This is a genomic window from Hanstruepera ponticola (genome assembly GCF_002940745.1).
Lineage (GTDB): Bacteria > Bacteroidota > Bacteroidia > Flavobacteriales > Flavobacteriaceae > Hanstruepera > Hanstruepera ponticola.
In genome coordinates this window covers 1947794-1960746 of record NZ_POTB01000001.1, presented here as the reverse complement: position 1 = coordinate 1960746, position 12953 = coordinate 1947794, and the positions used below count along the sequence as shown (strand labels likewise).

The following is a 12953-nucleotide window of genomic DNA, read 5'->3' as shown; positions in this document are numbered from 1 at the left end:
AATGAAATAATTATAAGCCTCTCAAATATGAGAGGCTTATTTTTTTTACTTATATTTACTGCGTTATCAATATCCCAAATCTTGATTTCAATGAAAAAAACACTACTATCTCTATTTCTTATGTTGGCTGCTATGTCTTACTCCCAAGACAAATGGCAACAAATGATGTTCGATAAAGACGCAAATTTTTACGACATTAAAGCCGATTTTGAGCGCTACTACAGCAATATAGTATCCAATTCAAGAGAACTTCCAAAAGGTAAAGGTATCAAGCAGTTTAAACGCTGGGAATATTATTGGGAAAGTCGCGTTGATGAGAATGGAAACTTTCCTAATAATGGGTATTTACTTGAAGAAATCAACCGTTACAGAGATTATCATTCAAATAATCAAAGATATACCACTGGTTCAGGTAACTGGGAAATTGTTGGGCCAGTAAGTCTGCCTAATAATGGTACTGGACAACTAAATGGTAATGGTCGAATAAATTGTATTGCTTTTCACCCAACAGATGCGAATACCATTTATGTTGGGGCTCCATCAGGTGGTTTTTGGAAAACAACTGATGGCGGGAACACTTGGACAGACAATTTAAATGGGCTAGTTCGTCTTGGCATATCGAGCATCGTAATTAATCCATCCAACCCTGATATTATTTATATTGGAACAGGTGATCGAGATGGTGGTGATGCACCAGGTTATGGTGTTTGGCGTAGTACCGATGGTGGAGTTACTTGGGCTTCTAGAAATTCAGGAATGGGTAATCGTACGGTTTATGAGATTATTATGGATCCTTCAGACTCAAATATTATGGTAGCTTCTACTTCCGGCAATCGTATTTATAAAACAACTAATGGAGGTGCTAGTTGGAGTGTAACATCAATTGGTCAAAATGCCAAAGACATTGCTTATCATCCAACAAACTCAAATATAGTATATGCTTCTGGCACATTATTTCATAAATCAACTGATGGAGGTAGTTCATTTACACAAATAACCAGTGGTGTCCCTAGTTCAGTTCAACGAATTGCATTAGCAGTCTCTGTAGATGAACCTGATTGGGTTTATCTTTTAGCAGGTGATGGTAACGGATTAGTGGGAGTTTACCGTTCAACTGATAGTGGAACTTCATTTTCAACGAGATCAACAACGCCTAATATTTTAGGATGGAATACAGATGGGTCAGGTACTGGGAGTCAAGCATGGTATGATTTGGTTATCGCTGCAGATCCTACGGATGCCAATACTATTTATACTGGAGGAGTTAACTTATGGAGATCGACTGATGGAGGTGCAAATATGAGTTGTGTATCCTATTGGGTTGGAGTAAGTGGATCAATTGATGGAGTGCACGCCGACCAACACGCATTGGAATTTTCCCCACATAATAATAATCTTTTTAATGGTAATGATGGAGGCGTTTATTATTCTGCTAATAATGGCACAAATTGGACCGATATTAGTAGTGGTTTAGCAATTGCCCAAATTTATAAAATCGGTGTGTCTCAAACAGCAGCTGAATTAGTAATAAATGGTTATCAAGATAACGGTACAGCAATAAGCCGTAGCAATACTTTTATCACCGAAATTGGTGGAGATGGCATGGAGTGTATTATTGATCCCACTGATGAGAATTACATGTATGGTGCACTATATTATGGTGATATTAGAAGATCTACTAATAATGGTAGCAGTTTTTCGGCAATAACGACAGGTATTACAGAAACTGGTGGCTGGGTTACTCCTTACAAGTTAGATCCAAATAATGCGAATAGGATGTTTGCAGGGTATGACAATATTTGGAGAAATGACGCTGTAAAAACTGGAACAACTTGGACGCAAATTTCAAGTTTTGGAGGCACAAGCAATATTCGTGATTTGGCAATTGCTCCCTCGAATAGCGATGTTATGTATGTTTCTCGTTACGATAATAGCTTTCGCAGAACAAATAATGCAACCAGTGGCTCTCCAACTTGGACAAATTTAACAGGTAATTTACCCGTTGCCAACGAACCTATTGATATTGAAATAGACCCTAATGACCCAACTCATTTGTTTATTGCATTAAACAATAATATTTACGAATCTAATGATAGTGGAGATAGTTGGTCTGATATTTCAGGAACTCTTCCAAACATATCGCTAAACAGCATCATTATAGATGAAACAAGCCCTGTTGACGCTATGTATATTGGCATGGATGTAGGAATTTATTATAAGGACAGTAGTTTATCTGATTGGGTATCCTATTCAAATGGTTTTCCTAATTTAGAGGTTACTGAATTAGAAATTCATTATGGAACTGATTGTAAAGGTAAAATCTATGCAGCAACCTATGGTCAAGGATTATGGATTAGTGATTTAAAAGATCCAGGTAACGTGGCTCCAATAGCCTGTTTTGAAGCTAGTACTACTGATGGCTGTGTTGGCAATGAGTTTACATTAACAGATAATTCAGATTATAGTCCAACCTCATGGTCCTGGACAATAACTCCTAACACATTTTCATATATAAACAGTACGTCTGCCACGTCACAAAACCCTGAAGTTACGTTTAATAATGCAGGAGCATATACAATAGCATTGACCGTAACAAACACATATGGTTCGGATACTGAAACTAAAACTGCCTATATTACTATTTCCAATGGAACGTTGGCGTCTAGTTTTGATGAAGATTTTGAAAGCGAATCTCTTTGTGCTACCACTAATAACTGTGGGTCAACCGTTTGCGGACTTACAGGGCTTTGGACAAATTTAGCCAATGGTTCTGATGATGATATTGATTGGCGTATAGATGAAGGAGGCACACCATCAGCCGATACTGGTCCATCAGTAGATTACAATCCTGGTTCCAGTAGTGGAAATTATGCTTATTTAGAAGCTTCAGGTGGTTGTACAAATAATACTGCAATATTGGAAAGTGATTGTATAATTATTGATCAAACGTATAATTTCACTGTCGGTTATCATATGTATGGGACTGACGTTGGTAGCTTACACATTGATTTATTCAATGATGGTTCTTGGCAAGAGGATATTGTAACTGCAATTTCTGGTAATAAAGGTAATTCTTGGAGTGATTTACTAGTTGACCTTTCAGCTTATGTTGGAAAAACTATTAAAATAAGAGTACGAGGTATTACAGGAAATGGGTGGAGTAGTGATATTGCTATAGATGACATTAAGTTTACAGCATTAGGATGTTCAGTCACAGTTTGGGATGGTAGTTCTTGGAGTAATGGAGCGCCTTCGTTAAGCAAAAGTGTTACTATTAACGGAAATTATGATACTAGCATGCATGGTAGCTTTGAATGTTGTACTTTATTAGTTAATGCGGGTAGAGAAGTTATAATTAATGATTCAGATTATATCTCCATTGATAATAACCTCACAAACAATGGGACTCTAACTATTGAAAATAACGGTTCACTTATTCAGGTAGATAATAATGCCGTGAATGTTGGCACAATAAATTTTAAACGAACAGCATCAATAAGACAATTAGACTATGTCTATTGGTCCTCGCCTATTCAAGGATTTGATGTAGCCAATATATCAACAAACACACCAACTGGATTAATTTATAAATGGGATCCTATTGTTGCCAACGCTAATGGAGGTCAAGGTAATTGGATCAATACACCCTCTGAACTAATGGTATCTGGCAAAGGGTATATTGTACGTGGACCAAGCAATTACAACAGTACCCCTCAAGATTTTACTGCAGAATTTCAAAATGGAAAACCAAATAATGGTTTAATAACTGTCCCTATTTCTCGTGGGAGTTATACGGGTACAGATTATTCAGGAAATAACGCTGTAACTATTACAAGATTTGATGATAATTGGAATTTAGTTGGTAATCCATATCCTTCAGCAATAAATACGCTTGATTTTTTAAACTTAAATAGCTCAATAATTGAAGGAGCAATAAGAATATGGACACATGGTACATTACCAAGCTCTTCAAACGCAGACTCCTTTTATGGTAATTTTGCTACTAGTTATTCTCCATCTGATTACATAGTACATAATGGTACTGGGACGGTAAGTGGGCCAAATGGATTTAATGGTCTTATTGCTGGAGGACAAGGGTTTATGGTACTTATGAACGATGGTTCTACCTTAACAGATAATCTCACATTCAATAATTCGCTTCGTGATAAATCCTATGCTAATAATGAATTTTATAGGTCTTCACAAAATGAAGAACTTGACAGATTGTGGTTAAATTTATCCAATGAAGAAGGCGTTTCAGAAAGAACACTTATTGCTTATCTAAATGAAGCTACTGATTTCAAAGACAGACTTTATGATGCAGTAACCAGAGTAGATGATGGTTCTCAAAAAATTTATTCATTCATTGAAGCTGATAAAATGGCTATTCAAGCTTTTGGATTACCATTCTCTGTTGATGATATCATTCCAATTGGCATTAATATTCCTGTTAATGGGAATTATTACATTTCAATCCATGATGTAGAGGGTCTCTTTACGGAACACGATGTTTATTTACAAGACCTTTTACTAAATACATTTAATAATATTTCTGAAGCGCCCTACATTTTCTATTCTGAATCTGGTGAAATTAATAATCGCTTCGTATTGAGATTTAACGATGCTGCTCTTTCAACTGAAGATTTCGAAGTTTTTTCAAACGGTATTACCATAAGCGGAAAAGATAAAATTCATATCCAATCTGTTAAAGAAAATCTGAATCAAGTTGTTGTTTACGATGTGTTAGGAAGACAGATAACCGATACTAATAATATAAACAATCAATCATTTGAAATAGATTCCATCAATAAATCTAATGCTATTTTATTACTCAAAATTACCTTGAGTAATGAAAAAACGATTTATAGAAAGATTATATTCTAAATAAAAACTCTTCAAGAATGAAACTTGAAGGGTTTTTGTTAAACTGTTTGCGCCTTTAATATTCCTTGCACGCGTTGGGCAAAAAACACTAAATACAAGAAACATAATGCTGCTACCCAATACGAAGGGTGAATTCCAATAATATCTGCAAGTTTCCCTTGTATTGGTGGAATAATAGCACCTCCCAAAATCATCATAATTAAAAAGGACGACCCTTGTGAGGTATATTTTCCTAATCCTTGAATACTCAAAGCGAAAATGCAAGGCCACATTATTGAGCAAAATAAGCCACCGCTAATAAAAGCAAATAACGCTAACTGTCCGGTTGTAAATAGACCAATTAAAACAGCAATCGTTCCAAGCAGTCCAAATATTTTTAACGTTAATGCAGGTTTTTCTTTCCCTAAAAAAAAGCCGCCTATTTGTATAGCAATACAAAAAGCAAACAAAAATAAACTACTAACATCAAATCCAGATATATAGTTTACAAATAATACCACACCAAATGCTACATAAGGAACTATAATGTACAGCCACGTTTTCCATTTATCTGCAGGATTGAATACAGCAATAGCACCTGCCCAACGCCCTATCATTAGTCCGCCCCAATACAATGAGATTAGTGGTGCTATTTGCGAATCACTCATAGCAGGCATACCCAAAGCATTATAGTCTATACCATTAATTGTTTCGGTTACATACTTTAATAATTCTCCTAAATTACTTTGTATAGTCACTTCCACACCTACATAAGTGAATATAGCCAGCATGCCTAAAACCAATTGCGGATAACGCATAGCACCCCAACCCTCTTGGTTCTTTTTGGCTAGCATATTTGATAATAGTAACACACCAACAACAACAATTAACCCAACTATTGATAATTTTAATATAAAATCATTATCTGGTGTTCCTTTGTATTGATCAAAAATTAAATAAAAGCAAACCGCTAAAAGAATTGTCATTATACTCAAGGCACCAACCGCTTTTGGTGCTTTAATAATTTCTGGATTGGCCTTAGCTTGTGGTAGTTTTTTCGAAAAATAAAACAATGCTGCTGCTGCTAAAAACAAGCCGCCTACAGCCAAATATAAATATTGAACAGTAGATAAGGTAATGGTTTTATTGGCTATCATTTCTTGTAATTCTGAACCGGACTTTGGTGTAGAACCGAATAAGATTAAAGCAATTACAATAGGTCCTATAGTCGTTCCAAAGGAGTTTACGCCTCCTGCCAAATTTAATCGATGTGCTCCTTTTTCTGGATCACCTAATGCAATGGCAAAAGGATTAGCAGCTGTTTGTTGTAACGAAAAACCTAAACCAACTATAAACAACGCTCCTAGTACATAATAAAATACATTAGAATCGCCTGGTTGTGCACCTTCTATGGCTGGAAACATAACTACTGCGCCTAAAGCACTTAATAATAGTCCATAAATAATACCGTTTTTATAACCCCAACTATTCATAATGTCTTTCCCCTTTGTGTTAGATATTACAAATAGAAAGAGTGCCCCAAAGTAATAGGCGCCATAAAAGGCAAAATCGACTAATTGTGATTGAAACTGATCAATCTCAAAATAGGTTTTACAAAATGGAATAAAAACACCGTTTGATGCAGCAATAAAGCCCCAAAAGAAAAACACTGTAACCAAAGTGTACAGTGCTTGTTTATAATTTTTCTGTTCAGTCATTTTTTAGTTAGTTAATTTTGACTGTAAGATAGTATTTTTTGATTACTCTCTAATATACTTTTTTTATCACATTAGTCACAATACCCCAAATTACAAAATCGTTTTCTTCTGTAATATTTATGATAGGATATTCTGGATTTTCTGGTTGTAACCAGATTTCATTTTGACTAACACGTAAGCGTTTAACTGTAAACTCGCCATCTAAAAAACAAACGGCAATTTTATTGTTTTCTGGCTCTAAACTTCTGTCTATAACTAGCAAATCATTATCATCAAGTCCAGCTCCAATCATAGACTGCCCACTTACTTTTGCGTAAAAAGTCGATTCTTTATTTCTTACTAAAGTATCATCTAGTGATAGCTTTTGAGAAGCATAGTTCTCATTGGGTTCTGGGTAACCAGCTGAAATGCCAGTATCAAAAAACTGTATACCCTCTGAATTTGATTCAGGAAGGAAAAGGGTTAAGCCATTGTTTGGTTTTGGAGCTATCATAGAGGTGGTTTTTTCTTTTTAAATATATAATAATTATCTGTAGATTTTTTACAATTGTTTTATGGCTTCTAATTCAACCTTTAAATCATGAAACATTCTTGTTATACTACTCAATTTAAGTTCCTTTTCATCATACTCCTGTGTGTTTATACAGCATGTAAACTCCCAAAGTTCTAGTATATTTTCAGTTTTCACTTCGTAAGGTTGATATGCTTTATTGTCGCTTGATAATAGCAAGGTGTTATTATCACCAATTTTGTTATATAAGCGTTTATAAACTAACCCATCGTTTTTAGTTAACACAATATATGTTCTCCCGTCTCGTACATCTGTAATATCTTCAACAAATTTTGCGACAACAAAAGCACCATCTTTCACTGGCAACATAGAATCTCCCTTAATAGGAAAAGCACGATGTGTTCCAGTTGGTAAAAAAGGTAATTTTATTTTTTGAAGTTGTTCAATATATTCTGGATCGTCATACCCACTCAAATATCCTGCAGAAGCTTTTGCGGGAATAATTTCAATAAGATCTTCGTTATTTTCATTTACAGTTACAGGAAATAAAACACGCTTACCACCTACTTCAATAAATGAAGTGTCTTTCGCTAATCGCAAATCATTTCTAACTAATATATCTATCGGAATATTAAAGTAGTTAGACAAATCTATCAATCTATCTATTGGAGGTTCAGATCGGCCTTCTTCATAAGAACCAACCATAGAACGTGACCATCCTAAATCGTCTGCAAAACGTTCCTGTGATAACTTTTTAAGCATTCGTAAGTGCTTAATATTGGCTTGAATATGTTTCATTCTATTTTTAACACTATTTACTACAAATATAAGCAACTATAACTACATTTTGTAGTTTATTTTTGTTAATCCATTATGTATATCAATTGTCACACATATTATAGCCTACGCTATGGCACAATAAAGCCAGAGCAATTACTTGCAATGGCTTCAGAAAATAGTTTGCAAACACTAGCATTAACAGATATTAATAATACATCTGCATGTTTAGATTTTGTAAGGCTTTCAAAAAAGTATAAGATTAAACCTGTGCTTGGTGTTGACTTTAGAAATAGAACACAGCAGCAGTTTATTTTAATTGCCAAAAACAACAATGGGTTTTATAATATCAATACCTATTTGTCAAAATTTCTACACAATACAGCGTTAAAAATTCCTGAACAAGCACCTCAACTAGACGATACATTTGTAGTATATCCTTACCAACACAATAAAAAATATAATCTAAAAGCTAATGAATTTCTTGGTATAAAGCCACAAGACCTCAACCATCTTAAATTTTCTGAATGGAATACGTTTAGAAGTAAATTAGTTATTCTTCAAACTGTTTCATTTCAAAACAAAAAAGGGTTTAACACACATCGCTTATTGCGTGCTATTGACAATAACACACTTTTAAGCAAGCTTCCTAAAAATGAGCAAGGCAAAGAAACTGATATCATGCTACCTTTTGAAGAGCTAAAAAATTACTATCATGAATTCCCTGAACTCATAAAAAACACATCATCTCTTTTAGACAATTGTACCATTGAATTTGATTTTTCGCAAAACACGCCAAACAATCAAAAATCATATACTAATAATGAATTACTCGACTACAAGCTTTTAGAAAAGCTCACTTATCAAGGCTTACACTATCGTTATAAAAAACCTGGAGAACGCATTTTTAAACGCATAGAAAAAGAACTCCACATCATTAAAGAAAAAGGATTTGTATCCTATTTTCTTATCAATTGGAAAATTTTAAAATATGCACGCAGTAAAGGTTATTTTTATGTTGGTCGTGGTAGTGGTGCTAATAGTATCATCGCTTATTTATTACGCATCACTGATGTAGATCCTGTAGAGCTTGATTTATATTTTGAACGCTTTATTAATCTCTACAGAAAAAACCCTCCAGATTTTGATATTGATTTTTCTTGGACAGATAGAGATGATGTTACCGAATTCATTTTTAAACGTTTTAAGAATACTGCTCTTATTACGGTTTACAATACCTTCAAGTATAAAGCCTCTGTTCGTGAGCTTGGAAAAGTTTTTGGCTTACCAAAATCTGAAATCGACATACTTTCAAGTGGGAAATATAATTTTGACCAACTAGATAGGCTATCGCAATTAGTCCTAAAATACAGCACCTACATTAATGGTTTCCCAAATTATTTAGGGATTCATGCAGGAGGTATTATTATTTCAGAAAAACCAATTCACTTTTATGGCGCGACGTTTATGCCACCTAAAGGCTTTGCTACTACACAGTTTGACATGGTTGTTGCAGAAGACATTGGTCTTTACAAGTTTGATATTTTAAGTCAGCGTGGTTTAGGCAAAATAAAGGATGCTGTAAATATTGCAGCCTATAATCATCCTAAAAAAACACCTATAGATATTCATGATATCAAGCGTTTCAAACAAGATGAAAAAATCAAAAATTTGTTACGCAATGCTAAAGCTATAGGATGCTTTTATGTAGAATCTCCTGCCATGCGCATGCTTCTCAAAAAACTACAAGTTGATAATTATTTGGGATTGGTTGCTGCAAGCTCTGTTATTCGTCCTGGTGTTGCAAAATCTGGAATGATGCGTGAGTACATTATGCGTTACAGACATCCTGAACGTCGTAAAGATGCCCATCCAGTGTTATTAGATATCATGCCAGAGACCTATGGTGTTATGGTTTATCAAGAAGATGTTATTAAAGTAGCTCACTACTTTGGTGGTTTAACTTTAGGTGAAGCTGATATGTTGCGTCGTGGTATGTCTGGTAAATTTCGGTCTAGAGAAGAATTTCTAAAAGTAAAAAAACAATTTTTTGATAACTGTAAAGGCGATGGTAAACCAGAAGACCTCACTACAGATGTCTGGCGACAAATTGAAAGTTTTGCAGGCTACGCGTTTGCAAAAGGACATTCCGCATCTTATGCTGTTGAAAGTTATCAAAGCTTATTCTTAAAAGCCTATTTCCCATTAGAATATATGGTGGCAACTATCAATAATTTTGGTGGGTTTTACAGAACCGAATTATATGTGCATGAAGCCAGAATGCATGGTGGTATTATTGAAGCGCCTTGCATTAATAAAAGCTATAGCCAAACCATAATAGAAGGAGAAACTATTTATTTAGGCTTCATGTTTTTACATGCCCTTGAAAAGAAAACCATTAAACGACTCATTAAAGAAAGAGAACAACATGGTTTGTTTCAAAGTTTAGACGACTTTATAGATCGCGTACCCATTTCAATTGAGCAAATAGCCATTCTTATTAAAATTAATGCCTTCCGTTTTACAGGAGTTAACAAGCGTGAATTACTATGGGAAGCACACTTAAAAATTAGCAAAACCCATATTCAGGAACATATTGTAACCTTATTTAAAACTGAAAAAATAAATTATAAAACACCACAGCTTACAAGTAGTGATTTAGAAAATGCCTTTGATGAAATAGAGCTATTGGGTTTCCCTTTATGTAATCCGTTTGACTTATTAGAACATCCATCTTCAAGTCCACTTCGTGCAAATCAGCTTCTATCTTATAAAAACAAAACCATTACCATAGAGGGCTATTTGGTTACAACAAAAAATACAGGTACTTCTAATGGAAAGCGTATGTTTTTTGGAACCTTTTTAGATCGAGATGGTTATTTTATTGATACGGTTCATTTTCCTCCTGTAGCTGCGAAATTCCCTTTTAGAGGCAAAGGCGTTTATACCATTACAGGAAAAGTTTTAGAAGATTTTGATTGTGTAAACATAGAAGTATCATTTATGGAACGCAAAGCTGTAATTGAAGATCCGCGCTACGCAGTAAAATCTTTAAATCCAACATTTCAAAATAAAAAAAGCTTTAAAGACCTTAAGATACATGGCTTATAATCGCTCTATTGTGCATATGGATTTAGACACATTTTTTGTGTCTTGCGAACGCTTACTAGACAGTCGGCTTAACGGAAAACCCGTTCTTATAGGTGGCACTAGCGATCGAGGTGTTGTTGCTTCTTGTAGCTATGAGGCTAGAAAATTTGGAATCCATTCCGCCATGCCCATGCGTATGGCAAAACAATTATGTCCAGAAGCTATCGTATTAAGAGGGAATTCTGGAGTGTATACTAAATTTTCTCAAAGCGTTACTGATGTCATTAAAGAAAGTGTACCACTTTACGAAAAAACATCTGTTGATGAATTTTATATTGATCTTACAGGAATGGACAAGTTTTTTGGTTGTCACAAACTAGCTTCAGAATTGCGTCAACGTATTATAAAAGAAACGGGGTTACCCATTTCATTTGGGCTATCACTTAACAAAACGGTTTCCAAAATTGCAACAGGTGAAGCGAAACCAAATAATGAGATACGTATTATTTCAGGAACCGAAAAACCATTTTTAGCACCATTATCTGTAAAGAAAATTCCTATGGTTGGCAATGTAACTTATAAAACGCTATGCGATTTGGGCGTGAAGCGTATTAAAACAGTCCAAGATATGCCTATGGAACTCATGCACAAAGTACTTGGTAAAAACGGATTGTCTATTTGGAAAAAAGCTAATGGTATTGATAATAGTCCTGTGGTACAATATCATGAACGCAAGTCAATTTCAACAGAACGCACTTTCAATACAGACACAACCGATGTCTCCAAATTAAAGGGAATCATCATTGCTATGGCAGAGAATTTAGCCTATCAATTACGTCGCGGAAATAAATTAACCGCTTGCATTACATTTAAAATACGTTATTCAGATTTTCAGACTTACACACAACAACAACGTATTCCTTATAGTTCTATGGATCATAATATCATTCCTGTAGTTTTAGATTTATACAAGAAGTTATACAATCGCAGACTACTAGTTCGATTGGTTGGTGTAAAATTTAGCCATTTGGTGGAAGGCGGTCATCAAGTTAATTTGTTTGAAGACGACGATAAATATTTAAATTTGAGTATCGCCATTGATAAAATGCGTGAGCGTTATGGTGATAGAGCTGTAATAAATGCAGCTGGTATGGAAGCAAAAACCATTAGTAGGTGGAATCCCTTTACAGGAGAACCACCTCCATTATTAGCTAATAGAAGACAGTAAATTTTTATTAATTTAGGGCTATGTGTTATTCAACTGCATTACGGAAGCAACGAGAAAAAATTGAGCAACGAATTTTAAGCCAAATTCCAGCAAAATTTTCGGAAGAAACTACTTTTGAGCCTTACTTCCATCTTAACGGCTTTACTCATGGTAATTTACAAATCATAACAATGGATAATCCAGAACTTATAGTAGATGCTGAATGGGGCTTAATCCCTAGTTGGTCCACTCATAATCCAGAAGGTTTTAGAAAAAAAAGCAACACTTTAAATGCGAGAAGCGAAAACATTTTTGAAAAAGTATCATTCAGTGAAAGCGCCGAAAACAAACGCTGCCTCATTCTAGCAGATGGATTTTTCGAACCACATCATGAAAATGGTCAAGCTATTCCTTACTTCTGCTATCAACCATCTAAAGAATTCCCTGAAGGCGATTTGTTTTTATTTGCAGGCTTATATAATGAATTAGACGATAATACATTAACAACTACGATTCTAACAACAGAGGCGAACCCATTTTTTATGCAAGTCCACAACAAAGGAAAACGCATGCCACTAATTTTAGACTCAACTTACTTTGAAGATTGGCTCGATCCTGGAACTACTAATCAATATATTAATGAAATAATGGCAACTGGTTTTACAAACCAGCCTTTCCAGGCGCATCCAGTAAGTCGTGATTTATACAAGAAAGGTATTGATACTAACAAACCCTATATTATTGAAGCTGTTGAAAAAGACACTTTATTTTAAAAAACAATTCTTGC

General features: G+C 34.7%; 7 protein-coding genes. 4 read left to right on the top strand and 3 right to left on the bottom strand.

From position 1 onward, the window contains the following. Positions 1–90: 90 nt before the first annotated feature. A complete protein-coding gene (locus tag C1S72_RS08925) occupies positions 91–4884 on the top strand; it encodes a VPS10 domain-containing protein (protein ID WP_162919949.1) in 4794 nt (1597 codons plus the stop codon). Between the two features lie 38 nt (positions 4885–4922). On the opposite strand, the gene C1S72_RS08920 is transcribed toward C1S72_RS08925, so the two are convergent. Genes C1S72_RS08920 through C1S72_RS08910 form a run of 3 tightly spaced genes read right to left on the bottom strand, consistent with a single transcriptional unit; the run spans position 4923 to position 7890 of the window. Next, entirely contained in the window at positions 4923–6581 is a 1659-nt protein-coding gene (locus tag C1S72_RS08920; protein ID WP_104735263.1) for an MFS transporter, read from the bottom strand. A 49-nt stretch (positions 6582–6630) separates the two neighbouring features. Continuing rightward, entirely contained in the window at positions 6631–7074 is a 444-nt protein-coding gene (locus C1S72_RS08915; RefSeq protein WP_104735262.1) for a LexA family protein, read from the bottom strand. Positions 7075–7122: 48 nt separating this feature from the next. Next, complete coding sequence (locus tag C1S72_RS08910; RefSeq protein WP_104735261.1) at positions 7123–7890, bottom strand: XRE family transcriptional regulator; 768 nt, start codon at positions 7888–7890, stop codon at positions 7123–7125. 75 nt (positions 7891–7965) lie between these two features. On the opposite strand from C1S72_RS08910, the gene C1S72_RS08905 reads away from it, so the two are divergent. From C1S72_RS08905 to C1S72_RS08895, 3 genes are read left to right on the top strand one after another with little or no spacing between them, the layout of a single operon-like run. Then, positions 7966–10980, top strand: a complete 3015-nt coding sequence (locus C1S72_RS08905; RefSeq protein WP_104735260.1) for a DNA polymerase III subunit alpha — start codon at positions 7966–7968, stop codon at positions 10978–10980. Next, entirely contained in the window at positions 10970–12187 is a 1218-nt protein-coding gene (gene dinB, locus C1S72_RS08900; protein ID WP_104735259.1) for a DNA polymerase IV, read from the top strand. Before C1S72_RS08905 ends, dinB begins: the two co-directional genes overlap by 11 nt. Before the next feature lie 20 nt (positions 12188–12207). Continuing rightward, positions 12208–12939 (top strand): SOS response-associated peptidase, encoded by a 732-nt coding sequence (locus C1S72_RS08895; protein WP_104735258.1) that lies wholly within the window; start codon positions 12208–12210, stop codon positions 12937–12939. The last annotated feature ends 14 nt before the right edge of the window (positions 12940–12953 follow it).